We start from the raw sequence: 19164 nt of genomic DNA, 5'->3' as shown, positions 1-19164 counted from the left end.
ATCTATAATCAATTTATTCCATAAGGGGAGTATCGCCCAATTTAAGCCCAGTCCGCACTCGATACGGCGTGGTTTAAATATGCTCCCCACCAGTATGCTTTAATTTCAAGTCTATAATCGCTGGCAAGAACACCTCCGTTACCAGCAGGCTACTGCCTTTACGACGAAACACCGATCGTCGTGCCAGCAAGCTAAATACGCCCTGCGTCAGTCCGGCTAATTCTTCAATAGCGACAATCCTGCGCATCAAGGGATGCGAAGGGCGCAAACGTGCGTACATCAGATCACCACGCGCCACCAGCGGATCGTTAAACAAGGTTGTCCCTAGAGAACGCTCGCCGAGAGAACGGAATAAAGGCCATTGCGTAGCGCTCGCCGTCAAGGGCACCACCGTATGCGCATAGACCATCGCTTGCCCGTCACAGCGCAAGATCACCTCTCGCTCATGCACTTTACGAACTACAGGCAAACCGATCTGCTCAGCCTCATCAGGCAGACACAGGGCACGGCGCTGGTGCAGGCGCTGAACGCGAAACTGACCGCAACGCGCTACCAGACGCGCAGTCAGCGAACCGCGGTTGGACAGCCAGTCTGCCATCAGGGGCGAGGCCTGTACGCCGTTCACATTCGCAAACCAGCGCGCATGAGCTGGTGTCACGATCAGCGATATGCAAGGAGCACCTTTATCTTCATGCTGATGCGCCGCTGCTTTCTGCTTCATGCCTTGGCTCATACTCTGCTTTATGTTTTGCGTCATGCTTTTTCATCGCAAAACGCTATTACCTGATCGATATAATCAACAAAATCCGCCATACCATGATCACTGCCCTGAATCACAATCTGTTGAGCGCCGGGATAATGCGCGACCATCTCGCGCCAGTCCAGCACCTCATCTCCCGTCGCTGCCAGCAATAAATAGCGTTCGGGCTGAGTAATGGCCACTACTTCGCAGGCACGTAACTCCGGCACATACTCCGCTTTAAACTCAAATATCTCGTCACTGTGATAAGCCGTCGTGACGCCGACGTATTTCTTCAGATCGCGCGGCGGCTTGACGGCAGGATTTAACAGTACCGCTTTGCAGCCATAACGCTCCGCCAACCAGGTTGCATAAAATCCTCCTAGAGAGGACCCGATGATAGTGATCTCGCTGAGCGGATAAGCAGCAAGAATCTGCTCGGCTTGCTGGATTGCTATCAAAGGCGAGGCCGATAGCTGCGGACAAACATAGTCATCAGCACGGCCAAGGCGCTGCATATGCTCCGCCATCATGCGGGCTTTAAAGGATTGTGGCGACGAGCGAAAACCGTGCAAGTACAAAATCATGCTTGTGCAACCTTGCCCAAGGCATCCAGCAATTTTTGATGAATGCCGCCAAAACCACCATTGCTCATGACCAGAATATGATCGCCTGGCTGCGCTTTGATGACAATGTCCACGACCAGCTCACTCAGATCATGATGAGCGCTCGCCTTGTCGCCAAGCGGCTGCAAGGCTTCGGCCAGATCCCAGCCTAGGACAGTTTTACCTGTGGCAGGTGCGCCATAAGCAAAAACCAGATCCGCCTCGGCCAGACTGCCTGGCAAAGCTTGTTTCATGGTGCCGAGCTTCATGGTGTTGGAGCGCGGCTCCAGTACTGCCAGAATGCGTGCCGTACCGACCTTACGCCGCAAACCCGCAACCGTAGTCGCAATCGCTGTCGGATGATGCGCAAAATCGTCAACGACGGTGATGCCATTTGTAACACCGCGAACCTCCATGCGGCGCTTCACGTTGACAAACTGTCCCAGAGCCTCAATGGCAATCGCTGGCGTGACGCCAACATGGCGGGCCGCCGCAATCGCAGCCAGTGCATTCAGGCGATTGTGCGCGCCATTCAATTGCCACTGTACCGTGCCCTGAAATTCGCCATGAAAGAGAACGTCGAAATCTTCGCCGTCTTTTAAGATCAATGACCAGCCTTGCTGCGCATCACTGTGTAGATCTGCATTGGCATCCACGCCAAAGAATTCTTTACTGCTCCAGCAACCGCGCTCCAATACGCGCTGCAACGAGCCTTCCTGCCCGTTCACGATCAGACAACCAATGCCGGGCACCGTGCGCACCAGATGATGGAACTGCGTTTCAATCGCGGTAATATCGGGAAAAATATCAGCATGATCGTATTCGAGATTATTCAGAATTGCGGTCTTGGCATGGTAATGCACAAACTTGCTGCGCTTATCAAAGAAAGCGGTATCGTATTCATCAGCCTCAATGACAAAAAAATCGGATGCCGCCTGATTTAATGCCTGACCGGACAGACGCGCAGAAATACCGAAATTCAAGGGCACGCCACCGATCAAAAAGCCTGGCGCATAACCGGCAGACTCCAGTATCCACGCCAGCATCGCCGAGGTCGTCGTCTTGCCATGAGTGCCCGCGACAGCCAAAACCCATTTATCCCGCAGGATATGTTCGCCCATCCATTGCGGACCGGAGATATAAGGCAAGCCACGATTCAGGATTTCTTCCATCAAAGGATTGCCGCGGGTAACAACATTACCGATCACATATAGGTCAGGTTCAATGGCACTCTGTTCGACACCAAAACCTTCAGTCAGCACGATTCCTTGCGACTCCAGCTGCGTGCTCATCGGCGGATACACATTCGCATCACACCCCGTCACTTTGTGCCCCGCCTGTTTCGCCAACACGGCCAGACCACCCATGAACGTACCGCAAATACCTAATATGTGAATGTGCATAATTATTTAGTCAAACGAGCTAGCTGCGCGCAAATTTCAGAATCCCGCAATTCTACCTGAGAGATGCCTTTAACCCAGCTTTTCCATCAACCCGCTCATCTGTATGGAGGCAATGCTGAAATAGTAAGAACTCCATTCAATCCCATTGGTTTTTGATCCATGCGTTCATTGTCAATTTGCAAGCACGGCCCCAACGATTGCCTGGCTGGCAAACTGCCTGACCTGACGTTGATAGTAAATCCGGCTTTACTTCAGCTTTACCTCAGCTTTAATCCGGGATTTCTCCTTTTGGTTTATCATGCCGACATGATGATAAGTACTCCTAGAGAAGCCGAATCGCTGCGCGCCGAAATCGCTGCGCTGGCGGCTCGCATGATTGCTGAAGATGGCGCAGATTATGGCTCCGCCAAGCGCCGCGCTGCCAAACAATTGCTGGGCAATCAAAAAGTTCGCGGCGATGTCATGCCCGACAATCAGCAGATTGAGCAGGAAGTACGCGAATACAATGCCATCTTTTTTGGTGATACCCAACCACAGCGCTTGCTGGAATTGCGCGAAATTGCTCTGGATGTAATGCAACTACTGGAGAGGTTCAATCCATATCTGGTCGGCGCAGTCATGAATGGCACCGCAGGTGATCATTCCGACATCTATTTGCATTTATTTACCGACAATGGCAAAGATGTTGCCATTTTTTTGCTGAATCAAGATATTCGTTTTGAAGTAACCGAGAACACCTCAAGCAAACGGCATGAGCCCGTTGAGACCTTAAGTTTTATGTATCAGCAAGAGGGAGTGCATCTGGCGCTCTACAATCAAGATGATTTGCGCGCTGGGGGTCGTAATGAGCGCGCAGGCATGGCCGCAGTGGCGGCATTAATTTCAGAAAGTCAGGAATGAATAAACGTTTTTTCTTCGCCGCCGTTTTGGTCGCGATTGCATCAATCACATTTGGAGTAGTCGCTGCCAACAAACAGCTGGCGCCTTCAGCCCCCAAAAACGCCAGCGTGGCGCAGTTGCTCGCACTATCCTTGCCTGACAGCAAGGGACAAACCCAGAAACTCGCACAATGGCAGGGGAAGTTCTTATTGGTTAATTTCTGGGCAACCTGGTGTGGACCTTGCGTTCAGGAAATGCCAGAACTGTCCGCATTACAAAAAGACTTGGCCAGCGCCAACGTTCAGCTTCTGGGCTTGGGCATTGATAGCCCCACCAATATCGCTGATTTCGCAAAAAAATATCAGATTACCTACCCCTTATTCGCCGCTGGCATGGAGGGCACCGAGTTATCTCGCCAATTGGGCAATCAAGCAGGGGGATTACCGTTTACCGTACTGATCGCCCCGGATGGCTCGGTGGCAAAACAATATCTCGGTCGTCTGAAAATGGATGAATTGCGGGCCGATATAAGTAAACTGACTAAAGCGGCCAAATAGTTTTCCTTGCCAATCCACTACAAATAGCGGCAAAATGCGGCTATCTTCGTGAAACAGAATTGATAATATGGCAAGCAAACTGCTGCTGCTGAATGGTCCGAATCTGAATTTGCTAGGCACCCGTGAGCCGCAAGTCTATGGCGCAACAACACTGGCCGAGCTGGAAAATGCTGCACAAAATCAGGCCCAGCAGGCCGGCGCAAGTCTAATCTGTTTCCAAAGTAACCATGAAGGTGCCCTGATTGACAGGATACATGCTGCGCGTGCAGAACAGATTGACGTCATCATCATTAATCCGGGCGGTTTGACGCACACCAGCATTGCTTTACGTGACGCACTTGCCGGAGTTGCGATCCCTTTTATTGAGGTACATATTTCCAATGTGCATCAAAGAGAACAGTTCCGGCATCATTCTTTCCTTTCCGAAATAGCCAAAGGCGTGATTTGCGGCCTTGGCACTGAAGGCTATCGATTAGCGATTGACTTTAGTTTAAAAAATCTTTAAATTCTTGCATCTTCACGCAATTTACATACATTGGCTTCGATATAGCATATAATTGCGTGCATTCCAATAACGCTTACTGAACTAAATTTTGAGTTCAGACGCATCTTCACTAGGGGATTTCACATGGATTTAAGAAAACTCAAGACTTTGATTGATCTCGTTGCCGAGTCCGATATTGCCGAACTTGAAGTCACTGAAGGCGAAGGTAAAGTCAGGATTGTTAAAACCCCGGCCGTTCCGCAGAATCAAGTCGTGATGATGCAACCTCAGCACATGCAACAAGCAGCACCAATGTCCCCCGCACCAGTTGCCACAGCTGCCAGCACTCCGGCAGCTCCGGTTGTACCCGAAGGTAACATCGTCAAATCTCCTATGGTAGGCACGTTCTACCGCTCTTCTGCACCGGGCTCCGCACCATTCGTAGATATCGGCAAAAACGTCAATGCCGGCGATACTCTGTGCATTATTGAAGCGATGAAACTGTTGAACGAAATCGAAAGTGATTTCAGCGGCACCATCAAACAGATTTTGGTAGAAAACGGTCAGCCAGTAGAATACGGCCAGCCTTTGTTTATCGTTGGCTAATTCAAAACTCTAGCCTGGACTTCGTTTTAAGATAGGCCAAGATATCAAAACGGCTAAACTCAGTATTCCACATTGCGTACTCGCTGAATTTTGTACCCAAGTGAGCATACTGCCTGCAACGCTGCAAGCAACGTTACTGCAAAATTTATATCATGTTTGAAAAAATTCTAATCGCCAACCGGGGGGAAATCGCGCTTCGCATCCAGCGCGCCTGCCGTGAAATGGGCATCAAAACCGTGGTCGTTCACTCTGAAGCAGACCGTGAAGCAAAATACGTCAAGCTGGCTGATGAGTCCGTCTGTATCGGCCCGGCACCCTCGAATTTAAGTTACCTCAGTATGCCGGCAATTATCAGCGCCGCTGAAGTGACTGACGCACAAGCGATTCATCCAGGCTATGGCTTTTTGTCTGAAAATGCCGATTTCGCAGAGCGCGTAGAGCAATCCGGCTTTGTCTTCATCGGCCCGCGTGCAGAATCCATCCGCCTGATGGGCGACAAAGTATCTGCCAAACACGCCATGATCAAAGCAGGCGTACCTTGCGTACCGGGTTCGGAAGGCGCACTCCCTGACGATCCTAAAGTCATCGTCCAAACTGCACGTAAAGTCGGCTATCCGGTCATTATCAAGGCAGCTGGCGGCGGTGGCGGACGTGGCATGCGCGTGGTTCATACTGAGGCAGCATTGCTCAACGCGGTCACCATGACCAAAACGGAGGCTGGTGCCGCATTTGGCAACCCTGAAGTGTATATGGAGAAGTTTCTGGAAAATCCACGCCATGTGGAAATCCAGATCCTGGCCGATCAGCACGGCAGTGCCGTCTGGTTAGGCGAGCGCGATTGCTCTATGCAACGTCGTCACCAGAAGGTCATTGAAGAAGCACCAGCACCAGGCATCCCGCGTAAGATCATCGAAAAAATCGGCGACCGTTGCGCTGCAGCTTGCCGCAAGATCGGTTATCGCGGTGCAGGTACGTTTGAATTCCTGTACGAAAACGGCGAGTTCTATTTCATCGAAATGAATACCCGCGTTCAGGTTGAACATCCGGTAACCGAAATGATCACCGGTATCGATATTGTGCAGGAGCAGATCCGTATCGCGTTTGGCGAAAAACTACGGGTACGCCAGAGCGATATCGAACTGAAAGGTCATTCTATCGAATGCCGTATCAATGCAGAAGATCCGTTCAAGTTCATACCATCACCAGGGCGTATCACATCCTGGCACGCACCTGGCGGCCCTGGCATTCGGGTAGACTCACATGCGTATGCTGGCTACTTTGTTCCGCCAAATTATGATTCCATGATCGGCAAGGTAATCTCTTATGGGACGACCCGCGAACAGGCGATTCGTCGCATGCAGATTGCGTTGTCCGAAATGGTAGTAGAGGGAATACAAACCAATATTCCTTTGCATCGTGAACTGATGGTCGATGCACGATTCATCGAAGGCGGCACCAATATTCATTATTTAGAGCACAAGCTGGCAGAAATGCCAGATCTGGCAAAGAAAAATAAATCTTAGGTCCGGCTTCCGGATTTTCGAACTAAAAGTAAATCAGGACGCAGCGGATCCTTTGGTCTACTGCGTCCTGATGTAGTAAACAAGGATATAAAAATGGGTTGGATAGAAATTGTCATCGAAGTAGCGCGCGATCATGCGGAAAGTCTGTCAGATGCATTGATGGAGGCGGGTGCGTTGTCCGTTTCTGTTGAAGACGCTGATGAAGGTACCGATGCAGAAAGACCTTTATTCGGCGAGCCTGGCATGGAACCAGAAGAAGCCGCATGGGATCACAGCCGCGTCGTTGCGCTGATCGCAGAAGACGCAGATCCCGTCGCTATCCTGACCGCAGCATCGACTGAAGTCGGACTGGCGGCAGTTCCAGCCCATACAACCCGTACCGTCGAAGAACAAGACTGGGTGCGACTGACGCAATCCCAGTTCGACCCTATTCATATAGGTAAAAATATTTGGGTCGTGCCAAGCTGGCATGACATTCCAGACCCAAACGCACTCGTGCTTGAGTTAGATCCTGGACTGGCCTTTGGTACTGGCAGCCACCCTACTACCCGTCTCTGCATGGAATGGCTGGAAGCCCACGCACCGAAAGATTTGTCCGTATTAGATTACGGTTGCGGCTCTGGTATTCTGGCGATGGTTGCGAAAAAACTCGATGCACGCGCTGTGGTCGGTGTCGATATCGATCCGCAAGCGATAGAGTCAGCCCAATTTAATGCAGAACGCAATCATTGCGACATCACGTACGCGCTACCAGAGACTTTTGCGGCCTCACATCCGATCGGCGTGCAGTTTGACGTCGTTGTCGCCAATATTTTATCCAGCCCGCTCAAAGTCATGGCACCGATGCTGGCAGGTCGCGTTGCTGAAGGTGGCGCGCTGATTTTATCTGGCGTCTTAGCGCGACAGGCCGAAGAGGTTGCTGCAGCCTATGCGCCATTTATCCAACTCACCGTCTGGGCAGAGCACGAAGGCTGGGTAGCCTTGTCCGGTCGCCGTTCAGTCTAAGGACGCACAAGCATGGCACTAGCCACTCAATGCCCTCACTGCCATACAACCTTCCGGGTTGCCAATGATCAGTTGAAGCTGCATGGTGGTCTTGTGCGTTGCGGTTCCTGCCAGCAGACTTTTAACGGCATTGAGCATTTGCTGGCACCTGCCGCTGCTATACCTCCGGCGACTCCGTCTGCCCCACACCACACTGTCCCTCCGATCAATCCGACCACTTCGCCCACTTCGATTACTCAGATCACTGACAATCCAACGCCAACTCCCGGCGTCATTGCGCCAGCACCTACTGAGATTGCGGCGCCGGCAATTGCGGAGCAAGCATCGGAGGCAATGCCGCAAGAAGAACCGGACTATACGGCAAGTGTTGAAGCCTTGGAAGCAACCTCTCCGGAGGCGCTCGTCGATCAGGCTGAAGCGCATTCTCCGGCAATCGCGGCAACTGCGGACGCGAGTAGAGAAGCGTCATCAAGCGTTGACGAGCTTGATTTTGATATGGGTGTCGAAGATCTTGATGCACCATCAGCGAGCGCTCAACATATCGTGTCAGCAGATGACACGCTCGATGATGAAAAAATCAATCAAGTTGAGCTAGAGACACGTATTGCTTTAATGGATGAGCCCTCATGGTCAGCTACAGAGGCATCCGGCGAGGCAACAGAATCAGATAACAGACAAGAACCGCATTTAGATAATTCCGGCCCAACTGACGATGACAATGCGCATGCCCTTCAGGACGAGGAAGTCTATTCCGGCGAGCCGGAGAAGCATTTGCATGACGGCTTAGACTTTGATAACAGCGGCAAATCCGACTCGGTTACCGATCAATTATCACAACCAGAACAACAGCTGGAGCATGAAGCAGAATTACCAGGATTTGTCATCGCCGCAGAAAAAAACAAAGGACGCCGTCGCTGGATCCGTATTGCGATGATCGTTTTGTCCCTGCTTATGCTGTTGTCACTAACAGGCCAGGTGTGCTATAGCGCCCGCAATCAGATTGCGGCTTGGTTGCCGCAGACAAAACCTGCATTAATCGAGGGCTGCAAATTATTGAAATGCCAGATCAGCCTGCCTGCACAGATCGATCAGATTTCGATTGAATCAAATGAGCTGCAAGCGCTGTCTGCAGCCAGAAATGTTTTTACTCTGGCCGTACAGTTGCAAAACAAAGGGTCGCTCACGCAAGAATGGCCAATGCTAGAGCTGGTGCTGAACGATGCAAAAGACAAGCCGGTTCTGCGCAAAGTATTTGTGCCATCCGATTACCTAAACAATAAAAACGACCTGTCTAAAGGTTTTTCACCTTCCAGTGAACAATCCGTTAAATTGTATTTTGAGTTATCCGACATCAAAGCTGCCGGATATCATGTGAGCATTTTTTATCCTTGATGCAGCACGAATCAATCAGCCTGATTCGGTGCATTCAGAGCGTTCAGCGCGACCGCCAGACGCGAACCGACTACTGCGTTGTTTTTGATCAGAGCAATATTCGTGACCAGGCTGCGACCTTCCGTTAATTGCTTAATCCTGTGTAATAAAAATGGGGTGACTGCCTTACCGCTGACGCCCTGCTGTGCCGCCTCCTGTAAAGCCTGTTCTGTCATCTGATCAATCTCGGCCTTTGGCATCGCCTCAGTCTCTGGCACGGGATTAGCAATAACCACACCGCCCCGCAAACCCAGACTCCATTTACAACGCACAAAACTGGCCTGCTCTTGCGCACTATCTAAACGGAAGTCCGCTTTGAAGCCGCTATCGCGAGTAAAAAACGCCGGAAACTCCGCCTGACCGACGCTAACGACCGGTACGCCATGGGTTTCCAGATATTCCAGTGTTAGCCCCAGATCCAGTATCGACTTCGCACCAGCACATACGACCGCGATCGAAGTTTGGGCTAGTTCCTGCAAATCGGCAGAGATATCAAAACTGGTTTCAGCTCCGCGATGGACGCCACCGATACCGCCGGTGACGAATACCTGTATTCCCGCCAGCTCCGCACAAATCATCGTCGCCGCAACGGTAGTCGCACCGAGCTTGCCGGTCGTGAGCACATACGGCAAATCACGACGACTGACTTTCATCGCATCCGGTGCAATGGCAAGCTGTTCAAGCTCAGCGTCAGACAAGCCAATCCGTATCTTGCCTCCGATGATCGCAATCGTCGCAGGCACTGCTCCCGACGCACGAATCAACTGCTCAACTTCACGCGCAGTCTGACCGTTTTGCGGATAAGGCATGCCATGGGAAATGATGGTGGATTCCAGGGCGACAATCGCCTTGCCTTGTGCTTTTGCCTGGATGACTTCTTCTGAAAAAACGAGATGGTTTTGCATAATGTATTTCTTATTTAGGTAAATTTATCAAAGTATCAGGAGCCAGGTCAGGACAGACAGTTGCGGCACTTTGTAAGGTCAGCGCAGCCAGATGCAGTCCGCGCTTTGCTGCCGATATCATGTCATTATCGTCATGACACAGCGACCAGCAAACCGCCGCGGCAAACGCATCGCCAGCACCGGTGACATCGCAGACATCCACAGCAGGCGCATGCAATTCATGCCATTCCGCACCATCGGTCAGCATCACCCCAGCCTCCCCCAAAGTGACGATGACATCCTGTACGCCCTGTGCCTGCACTAAGCGACAGGCATGTTTAATGTCATCCTCGGTATCGAGCGTTTGCGCCACCCGGGTTCCCAGCTCGGCCCGGTTAAGTATCAGCAACCTGACTCCTTGTAAGTCGTCAGGCAAGCGGCTCATCTTCGGCTGGGACACGGCAACCAGAACCAGCGGGTGACCACAACGGATCGCTTCAGCCTGCAAATAGTCAATACTGGATTTAGGCAAATTCAGATCCGCGACGGTCATCAGAGCGACCGCCCTTTGTGTCTGTCGGCTCGCAAGAAAAGCCACATCAAGCTGTTCACACAATTGCATATGCGCCAGTGCCAGCACCATTTCACCATCGGCATCGAGAATCGCGGTGTAGCTGCCACTACCCTGACCGCTCAGCGTCAGGCTGGCACTGGTGTCCATCCCGGCAACACGCCCCTGTGCCAGCAAACCAGCACCGCTCGCATCATCCCCCACAGCGCAGATCAGGCTCGTAGCACTGCCCAAGCGGGCGAGATTTTCAGCAATATTGCGCGCCACGCCTCCAAAACTCTCATACTGACTGACCGGATTCGACGTCCCCATCTGTAACGCCCCCACAGTCCGGACTTTGCGGTCGATATTAGCCCCGCCGATACACACCACCGGTCTGCGCTCAGGGAACACATAGGCACGCCCCAGTAAGCGTTTTTCGCGAATCAGACTGGCGATATGCCCTGCCACCGCCGAACGCGATAATTGCAGCCGCTCCGCCAGCTCCTGCTGCGAGATAAACGGCTGGGCATGGATAATCTGATATAACTGTTCTTTTTTTGATTCGATCACGAGGCGTCCGAAAAGTAGTGCAAAGAAATAAAACAGTAAAAACGGTGACGTAAAGAGAACTTACGCAAAACGACAATCTGATCACCACCAAGCATATTGAATCCACAGGAAGGATGCGGCTTCCAAAGGGTTTTCGTGCCAACAGGCGCACCCCGCTTGCGGATTCGTTTGAAAAGTTTCTAAAAAAGCTTCTAAAAAACCTTCACCCGATATTTCATAGAATCGCTTACTTCTGACTTTCCCCTGTATCGCCGTGCCACAGTGTCTCCGTGGTAAAAGGTCTTGGTTTTTGCGTCAATTCTATAAAAATCAGATAAAACAGCGGAATAAAACAAACATTTGTCTAAAATAATAAACAAATGTCTTTTTTTCGTCAAATTCTTCGTCCAACTCGTCGTCACATGATGATTAATTCCCTCACCAGTTTTAACCGGATGCCACACCAGCAGAGCATTTATGTCGTGATGATTTGACGTGGCTAACTATCCCGTGCAAAATTTCCAACATTTTGAATTTGAAGCAAAATTTCAACGCTTTGCAGATTAGTTCTTGACTTGCATAAGCTCACCATAGTTAAATAGGAAATCGATTGCGCAAACGATTGCGCGATCATTTTTTTAGCCAAGAGATCGTCAAATGAAGCCACGCATCGCCGTTGTTGGTAGCGTCAATATGGACCTGGTGTTTCGCACCCCTCGCATGCCCGCCGTCGGCGAAACCATGCACGGTCATGAATTCTGTCAAATTCCCGGTGGTAAAGGTGCAAATCAAGCGGTAGCGGCAGCACGTCAGGGGGCGGAAGTCAGCTTTATCGGCGCAGTAGGCAATGATGGTTTTGGTGAATTCTCTCAAGCCTGCCTGGCAAAAGAAGGCATAGAGCTCAGCCATCTGGCAACGATCAATGGCGTCGCCACCGGCGTCGCAGGCATTCTCGTCGAAGACAGCGGCAACAACAGTATCGTGCTGGCAGCTGGCGCCAATGCGCGCGTCAGCATCGACCAGGTAGAAAGTGCGAGCGCCACGATCATGGCAGCAAAGTTCTTGCTCTGCCAGCTCGAAACGCCTCTGGCCAGCGTAGAACGTGCGATTCAGATCGCCCATCAGCATCAAGTCGGCGTCATCCTGAATCCAGCTCCCGCACAAGATTTATCTGACGACATTTTGCAACTGGTTGACTATCTGGTGGTCAATGAAACAGAAGCATCTCAGCTCAGCAAAATCACAGTGACCGATCAAAATAGCGCGAAATTAGCTTCCCAAGCACTGCTTAAGCGTGGTGTGGGCACCGTCCTGCTGACCATGGGAGAACACGGCGTCATCATTACAGATAAAACAGGAAGTCAGTTTATCACCGCAATTAAAGTTGACGTCGTCGATACGACAGCAGCGGGCGATACCTTTGTTGGCGCATTCGCGGTTGGTCTGGCTAATGGATTGAGTGTGCTCGATGCCAGCGGCGAGGCGCAATACACGGCAGCACTGACGGTGACCAAACTTGGTGCACAAACCTCGATCCCGCATCGTCAGGAAGTAATGGAATTTATGCAGCGCCGCCAAGCTGCTTAGCAAACACTAACTTCGCAAACAGATATAGCTTAACCGAGTCCTGATATTACGCCAGTCAGCTCAGTATCTCGGCAACAAATTTTGAAATAAAATCGGCGCTGACTGACTGGAATAGTAAGACCATGTTAGGCTTGCTAGCCACTGGTAAAAATACGCTTGAACTGATTTGAACCTGCCTGGCCATGCAGTCATCTCCAACGAATACGACCGACGAGGATTTACCGATGAAACTGAAGCATCTTTGCCTGACCATGACAGCTGTATCAAGCCTGCTCGCCGCGAATGCGTACGCCGCAGATCCAAAGCTGGCAGTGATTTACGATGCAGGTGGCAAATTCGACAAATCCTTCAATCAATCGGCCTCCGAGGGTGCAGAGCGCTTCAAAAAAGAAACCAAAATTTCCTATCTCGAAGTCCAGGTCGCCAGCGACACTCAGACTGAACAGGTATTGCGCAATCTGGCACGCAAGAACGTCGACCTAATCGCCGCGATCGGTTTCGCGCAGAGTCAGGCAGTTCAGAATATTGCCAAAGAATTTCCAAAAACCAAATTCGTCCTGATCGATGGCGTAGCCACCGGTGACAACGTCAGCTCCGTCCTGTTTAAGGAACAAGAAGGTTCTTATCTGGTTGGCGTTGCCGCAGCAATGGCGAGCAAATCCAAAAAAATCGGCTTCGTCGGTGGTATGGACATCCCGCTGATCCGCACCTTCTCTTGCGGCTACGCGCAAGGCGCCAAAGCTATTGACGCTAAAGTCGAAGTCACAACCAATATGGTCGGCACCACGACGTCCGCCTGGAACGATCCAGCTAAAGGCGGTGAGCTGGCGCGCGCCCAGTTTGAACGTGGCGTCGATGTCGTCTTTGCGGCGGCGGGTGGCAGCGGCATGGGCACACTGCAAACTGCAAAAGAAAAAGGCAAGCTGGCAATCGGCGTGGACTCCAATCAAAATTATCTCTATCCGGGCACCATGCTGACCTCGATGGTGAAACGTGTTGACCAGGCCATCTATGACAGCTTCATGCAAATCAAAAACGGCAACTGGAAAGCTGGCATCATCAGCAAAGGCCTGAAAGAAGGCGGCGTAGACTGGGCGTTAGATAAAGACAACCGTAACCTGATTACGCCAGAAATCGAAAAACGTGTGAACGCCGCCAAGCAAGACATCGTCAGCGGCAAAGTCAAAGTGATCGATTTCCGTGAAGGCAGTAAGTGCCCGGTTTGATACCGATTTGATGCTAGATTCATGTCAGATTAATTGGCCAGCGACCCAGCAAATAGATATAGGGCTTAGGCAAAACTGTTCCAGCTAGGCGTGCCGACGAAGACAGTGCTATGGCACGGCGAGGCGGCAACAACGACGCTGGGGCGGTTTTGCATAAGTCCTAAGATAAAGAGAGATTGATGTAAGACCTCTGCCCATATCTGCAAAGATGATGGGCAGAATAAATTGCACGTAATCGTCAGTCCTCTGCTGCCATAACCATAGCCATCCTCACTCAGCTAATTTTTTTACCATCCCTGTATGCAAGCAGCCGTAGAATTCCAGCAAATATCGAAACGCTTTGGCGCAGTGCATGCCAATCGTGATGTGAGTTTTTCTATTGCGCCAGGCAGTATTCATGGCGTTATTGGCGAAAACGGCGCAGGCAAATCGACACTGATGAGTATCCTGTACGGCTACTATCGCGCCGACAGTGGCAAGCTGTTGATCAACGGTCAGGCACAACACATCCGCAACAGCCAGGAAGCCATCAAGCTCGGTATCGGCATGGTGCATCAGCACTTTATGCTGGTAGAAAACATGACGGTACTCGATAACGTGATGCTCGGTTCCGAAGGCGGTTTCCGCCTCGCCGCCCATCGCACCGAGGTAGAGAAAAAGCTACGTGAAATTTGCCAGCGCTATGCACTGGATGTTGATCCTCTCAGCAAAATTCAGGATCTTTCCGTCGGCTTGCAGCAACGGGTTGAAATTCTCAAACAGATCTATCGCAGTGCGAATATCCTGATCCTTGATGAACCGACTGCGGTTCTGACCGTGCAAGAAACTGCCTCCCTGTTTGCCGTATTACGTCTGTTTAAAGAGCAGGGCAAAACAATCATACTGATCACGCACAAGCTGCAAGAAATTCTCGAGATCACTGATCAGGTAACCGTGATGCGCGCCGGTACAGTGGTCGGCTCCGTTGCCACCGCAACGACCAACAAAGAAGAACTCGCCAACCTGATGGTAGGTCGCCCCATCCAGACACAATTGCCGCGTGCACCTTATGCGCCGGGTCAGCCAGTGCTGGAAGTGAAGCATCTGAATTTGCGTAGCAAACAATCTGTCGAATTACTGAAAAATATTAATTTCACCATACGTACAGGTGAAATTGTCGCCATTGCCGGCGTCTCAGGTAACGGCCAAAGCGAATTGCTGGAGATCCTGTCTGGCATGCGTTTGCCAAGCAGCGGTGAAATGCTCTTGCAAGGCAAGGCATTACCAATCGCCAGACGCAAAGACGCCGACGGCCTGCCAGCAAGGTTTCGCCAGCTCGGGATTGCGCATGTGCCGGAAGACCGCTTGCGTGATGCGGTTGTGAAGAATTTTTCAGTGATGATGAATAGCTTTCTCGGCTATCAGACGCAGGTCAAAAAACGGTTCGGCTTGCTGGACCTTAAAGGTACGCTGGCCCGCTGTACGGATCTCTTGAAAAAATTTGACGTGCGCCCGGCCGATCCTGCCCTGCGTATCGCCTTGCTCTCAGGCGGTAACCAGCAAAAAGTCGTGATTGCCCGCGAAATCGCTGCGGCACCTAGATTAATGCTGATCGGACAGCCGACCCGTGGCGTAGATATCGGCACCATCGAGAATATCCATGCGCAAATCCTGGCAATGCGCGATGCAGGCGTCGCAATTTTGCTGGTCTCGGTCGAACTCGAAGAGGTCCGTGCACTGGCCGACCGGATTCTGGTCATGTCCGACGGTTGCATCACGGGTGAGCTGATGGCAGAAGAATTCGACGCAACACGTATCGGCCTGCTGATGGGCGGCTCCGCTACCCAGCCGGCGCACTCAAGCGATACGGCGCGTCCGACATCACAGAGCAATGCATAGCCATGAATAATAATGAATTGCCACGCTGGGCTACAGCGATCGCCCTACCGCTTCTGAACTTGCTCTCTGCAATGCTGGTGGCTGCACTGGTTATTTACCTGCTGGGAGAAAGTCCGGTTGAATCTCTGGGCATTCTGCTTAACGCAGCGGTACTCAATCCTGAGGGCTTGGGTTACACCTTATTTTATGCATCAACATTTATTTTTACCGGCTTGTCCGTCTCCATCGCAATGCAAGCGGGCTTGTTCAATATCGGCAGTGAAGGCCAGATGTATGTCGGCGGCCTTGGCTTAACGCTGGTATTGCTGGCGCTCGACGCGAGTCTGCCGGGATGGTTGTTGATTCCACTGGCAATCATCGGCAGCGCGCTGTTTGGCGCGGCCTGGGCGTATTTGCCTGGCTATCTGCAAGCCAGACGCGGCAGTCATATCGTGGTGACGACCATCATGTTTAACTTCATCGCGGCCAGCCTGATGAATTTTGTGATCGTCACTTATCTAATTCCAACCGGTCAGCAAAACCCCGCCAGCCGTGTGTTTGCAGAAGCTGCCTGGTTACCGAAATTGAATGCGATATTGCCCGTACTTGGCGAAACACCGCTGAACATCAGCTTCGTCCTGGCGCTGGTCGCGCTGGTCATTTATGGCATCGCGGTGTGGCGCTCTGCCTGGGGTTATCAGTTACGCGCCACAGGTCTGAACCAGCATGCAGCCCACTACGCGGGTATCTCGATCACAAGAACCATCGTCATCGCGATGTTGATATCCGGTGGTCTCGCTGGCCTGGCATCCGTGAATTCCCTGATGGGGTCAACGCATTATCTGAATCTGAATTTCCCGGCAGGCGCTGGTTTCATCGGTATTGCGATTGCCCTGATGGGTCGTCAGCATCCGCTTGGTATTTTGCTGTCATCAATTCTATTCGGTGCGCTGATTCAGGGCGGCTTTGATCTGTCGCTGGAAAAACCGAATATCCCGACCGAAACCTTCATCTTTATCCAGGGCCTGATCATCTTGTTTTGTGGCGCCATGGAAAACCTGTATGCGCCGGTGTTAGCGCGCCTACTTAAGCGGAACTGAAGCGGAGTTAATAATGTTTGATGATTTTCATTTCGCCAGCATACTGGTCTCTACCATCCGCAATGCACCGGTTCTGATTTTCGCCGCGATGGCGGGTCTGTTTGCCGAACGTAGCGGCGTCGTCGATCTGGCATTGGAAGGCAAAATGCTGGCCTCGGCCTTTGTCTCTGCTGCGGTCGCCTACACAACCCAAAATCCCTGGCTGGGCATACTGGCAGGAGTCGGCATCTCTGTCGCAATCGCTTTGCTCCAAGGCTTTGTCAGCATTACACAAAAAGGCAATCAACTGGTCGCCGGTATCGCGATTAATATTGCCATGAGCGGCCTAACTTTTGTCCTTGCCCAATTCTTTTTCTCCCAAGGTGGCCGTACGCCAGATCTGGGGCAGGCACGCTTGTTTGATATCGTTTTACCAGGCACCGCAGCAGTAGAAAACATCCCGCTGATCGGCTGGATCTACGGCAAGTTGATCGGTGGTCATAGCGCGCTGGTCTATCTGGCGTTCGCGTTAATCCCTGTCGTGCATTGGATTGTCTATCACAGCCGTTTTGGCTTGCGCCTGCGCGCTGTTGGCGAGAACCCGCACGCGGCCGATGCCGCAGGTGTCAATGTTGAGCGCACCCGTTTCATGGCGATGTTATGTGCGGGTGTCTTATGCTCGTTTTCGGGCGCTTATCTGTCTATCATACAAAGCGGATTCTTCCTGCGCGATATGTCTGCTGGTAACGGCTATCTGGCACTGACCGCACTGGTGTTCGGTAACTGGCGTCCTTTACAAACAGCATTGGGCTGTTTGATGTTCGGCTTTTTTACCGCATTGCAAGTTCAGATCGAAGGTATCGAATTTCCAGGCATCGGCAAAATCCCCGGCTCTCTGATACAGATGATTCCGTATGTCGTCACCGTCGTCGTACTCGCGGGACTGATGGCGAAATCTGTCGCACCAAAAGCAACTGGCGTGCCGTTTGTAAAGTCGCGTTAAACAATTATATGTGCTCTCTCGCCTGAAGGGGAGAACCATAGCTGAGATCGCAGCAGACACATAGCTATATAGCAGTGAGAACGGCTATATTCGATCATGTTTTCGACCTCCTTGAACCGGGTCAACCGCAACAAGTCATTTCGCGTCTGGGTTCTGTTAATGGCCAGCCGGAGTAATTTTGGAGAACATCCATGCAAGCAAAACACAAAGTCATTTTTGATACAGACCCAGGTGTGGACGATGCAATGGCGCTGTACTTTGCACTCGCCCATCAAGACATCGACGTCATCGGTATTACCACCACCTTCGGTAATGTGTATGTAGAGCAGGCAACGATCAACGCCTTGTATCTGACCCGCATCGCAGGCCGCAGCATTCCGGTAGCGCAAGGTGTGGACGTGCCATTCGCAAAAGCTGCTGGCACACCGCCTGACTTTATCCATGGTGCCGATGGTCTGGGAAATCTGCCAAGCCGTATCGACGTCGGTGGCAAAGCAGAAGTCGAAAGCGCCGCAGAATTCATCGTCAAAATGGCACGTCAGCATCCGGGTGAAATCACCCTGGTCGCGGTAGGTCCGCTCGGCAATCTGGGTCTGGCACTGAAGATGGAGCCGCAATTACCTAAGCTGCTGAAAAAAGTCGTACTGATGGCTGGTGCCGTTGACGAACCAGGCAACGTATCGCCGGTCGCCGAGGCCAATGTCTGGAATGATCCTGATGCCGCCGATCTGGTATTTACCGCAGGTTGGGATCTGACGATGGTCGGTCTGGACGTCACGCACCGCGTGGTATTGCCATCAAGCTTCTTTGCTCGCCTCGCAGCACAGCATCAACACGTCGCGATGGACACCCTGTCACATGCAGTGAATTTCTATGCGAACTTCTACCAAAGCATCCGTCCTGACCTCGGTCATGCCTGCTACGGTCATGACGTACTGGCGTTTGTGTGGCTGGTTGCGCCAGAGATATTCGAAACGCAATCCGGTCGTGTCCGTGTCGCCAAAGAAGGCATCGGCAATGGCCAGACCATGATGGCAAAACTCGCGATTCCTTACCCGCAACCCGGCTGGGAAATCAGCAAGCCTGAGACCCGCGTCTGCATGAAGGTCGATGCCGATGCCTGCGCTACATTGATCGATGCAACCTTGTCCGGCAACTGGCTACAACCAGCGCTGAGCAACTAAGGAGAAGCCG

18 protein-coding genes are annotated in these 19164 nt (G+C 51.8%); 13 read left to right on the top strand and 5 right to left on the bottom strand.

All coding sequences use genetic code 11. The annotated features are described in order from the left end of the window. Positions 1-73: 73 nt before the first annotated feature. The 3 genes from ACO0LE_RS10445 to mpl are packed head-to-tail and all read right to left on the bottom strand — an operon-like array spanning position 74 to position 2747. On the bottom strand, positions 74-757 hold the full coding sequence (locus ACO0LE_RS10445) for a chorismate--pyruvate lyase family protein (protein WP_422960307.1): 684 nt from the start codon (positions 755-757) through the stop codon (positions 74-76). Further along, complete coding sequence (locus ACO0LE_RS10440) at positions 754-1326, bottom strand: YqiA/YcfP family alpha/beta fold hydrolase (RefSeq protein WP_422960306.1); 573 nt, start codon at positions 1324-1326, stop codon at positions 754-756. Before ACO0LE_RS10440 ends, ACO0LE_RS10445 begins: the two co-directional genes overlap by 4 nt. Next, positions 1323-2747 (bottom strand): UDP-N-acetylmuramate:L-alanyl-gamma-D-glutamyl-meso-diaminopimelate ligase, encoded by a 1425-nt coding sequence (mpl, locus tag ACO0LE_RS10435; RefSeq protein ID WP_422960305.1) that lies wholly within the window; start codon positions 2745-2747, stop codon positions 1323-1325. The genes ACO0LE_RS10440 and mpl overlap by 4 nt, the downstream gene beginning before the upstream one ends. A gap of 306 nt (positions 2748-3053) precedes the next feature. Between mpl and ACO0LE_RS10430 the strand changes: the two genes are divergently transcribed. The 7 genes from ACO0LE_RS10430 to ACO0LE_RS10400 all read left to right on the top strand — a co-directional run bounded on the left by ACO0LE_RS10430 (position 3054) and on the right by ACO0LE_RS10400 (position 9193). Then, entirely contained in the window at positions 3054-3647 is a 594-nt protein-coding gene (locus tag ACO0LE_RS10430; protein WP_422960304.1) for a hypothetical protein, read from the top strand. Next, the gene (locus tag ACO0LE_RS10425; protein WP_422954617.1) at positions 3644-4183 is read left to right on the top strand and encodes a TlpA family protein disulfide reductase; all 540 of its coding nucleotides are present in this window, start codon (positions 3644-3646) and stop codon (positions 4181-4183) included. The genes ACO0LE_RS10430 and ACO0LE_RS10425 overlap by 4 nt, the downstream gene beginning before the upstream one ends. Before the next feature lie 67 nt (positions 4184-4250). Continuing rightward, entirely contained in the window at positions 4251-4688 is a 438-nt protein-coding gene (aroQ, locus tag ACO0LE_RS10420) for a type II 3-dehydroquinate dehydratase (protein WP_422960303.1), read from the top strand. A gap of 123 nt (positions 4689-4811) precedes the next feature. Beyond that, entirely contained in the window at positions 4812-5273 is a 462-nt protein-coding gene (gene accB, locus ACO0LE_RS10415) for an acetyl-CoA carboxylase biotin carboxyl carrier protein (protein ID WP_422960302.1), read from the top strand. Positions 5274-5425: 152 nt separating this feature from the next. Further along, positions 5426-6796: an acetyl-CoA carboxylase biotin carboxylase subunit gene (gene accC / locus ACO0LE_RS10410; RefSeq protein WP_422960301.1), complete on the top strand. Its 1371-nt coding sequence runs from the start codon at positions 5426-5428 to the stop codon at positions 6794-6796. A 93-nt stretch (positions 6797-6889) separates the two neighbouring features. After that, positions 6890-7801 carry a 50S ribosomal protein L11 methyltransferase gene (prmA, locus tag ACO0LE_RS10405; RefSeq protein WP_422960300.1) on the top strand — a complete coding sequence of 304 codons (912 nt, stop codon included), beginning with the start codon at positions 6890-6892 and terminating at the stop codon, positions 7799-7801. Positions 7802-7813: 12 nt separating this feature from the next. After that, a complete protein-coding gene (locus tag ACO0LE_RS10400; protein ID WP_422960299.1) occupies positions 7814-9193 on the top strand; it encodes a DUF3426 domain-containing protein in 1380 nt (459 codons plus the stop codon). A gap of 11 nt (positions 9194-9204) precedes the next feature. On the opposite strand, the gene ACO0LE_RS10395 is transcribed toward ACO0LE_RS10400, so the two are convergent. Continuing rightward, a complete protein-coding gene (locus ACO0LE_RS10395) occupies positions 9205-10137 on the bottom strand; it encodes a pseudouridine-5'-phosphate glycosidase (RefSeq protein ID WP_422960298.1) in 933 nt (310 codons plus the stop codon). A 10-nt stretch (positions 10138-10147) separates the two neighbouring features. Further along, a complete protein-coding gene (locus ACO0LE_RS10390) occupies positions 10148-11239 on the bottom strand; it encodes a PfkB family carbohydrate kinase (RefSeq protein ID WP_422960297.1) in 1092 nt (363 codons plus the stop codon). A gap of 636 nt (positions 11240-11875) precedes the next feature. Here ACO0LE_RS10390 and rbsK point away from each other — a divergent pair. From rbsK to ACO0LE_RS10360, 6 genes are all read left to right on the top strand, one after another. Further along, complete coding sequence (gene rbsK, locus ACO0LE_RS10385) at positions 11876-12805, top strand: ribokinase (RefSeq protein ID WP_422960296.1); 930 nt, start codon at positions 11876-11878, stop codon at positions 12803-12805. Positions 12806-13029: 224 nt separating this feature from the next. Next, positions 13030-14031, top strand: a complete 1002-nt coding sequence (locus ACO0LE_RS10380; protein WP_422960337.1) for a BMP family lipoprotein — start codon at positions 13030-13032, stop codon at positions 14029-14031. A gap of 300 nt (positions 14032-14331) precedes the next feature. After that, positions 14332-15909 carry an ABC transporter ATP-binding protein gene (locus tag ACO0LE_RS10375; RefSeq protein ID WP_422960295.1) on the top strand — a complete coding sequence of 526 codons (1578 nt, stop codon included), beginning with the start codon at positions 14332-14334 and terminating at the stop codon, positions 15907-15909. Positions 15910-15911: 2 nt separating this feature from the next. Continuing rightward, on the top strand, positions 15912-16988 hold the full coding sequence (locus ACO0LE_RS10370) for an ABC transporter permease (protein ID WP_422960294.1): 1077 nt from the start codon (positions 15912-15914) through the stop codon (positions 16986-16988). A gap of 10 nt (positions 16989-16998) precedes the next feature. After that, positions 16999-17970: an ABC transporter permease gene (locus tag ACO0LE_RS10365; RefSeq protein ID WP_422960336.1), complete on the top strand. Its 972-nt coding sequence runs from the start codon at positions 16999-17001 to the stop codon at positions 17968-17970. A gap of 191 nt (positions 17971-18161) precedes the next feature. Further along, positions 18162-19154 (top strand): nucleoside hydrolase, encoded by a 993-nt coding sequence (locus tag ACO0LE_RS10360; RefSeq protein ID WP_422960293.1) that lies wholly within the window; start codon positions 18162-18164, stop codon positions 19152-19154. Positions 19155-19164 lie beyond the last annotated feature (10 nt).

This window comes from Undibacterium sp. Xuan67W, from assembly GCF_049340165.1.
Lineage (GTDB): Bacteria > Pseudomonadota > Gammaproteobacteria > Burkholderiales > Burkholderiaceae_D > Undibacterium.
Note: the sequence above shows the minus strand (reverse complement) of the source record. Positions and strands in the feature narration are given on the sequence as shown.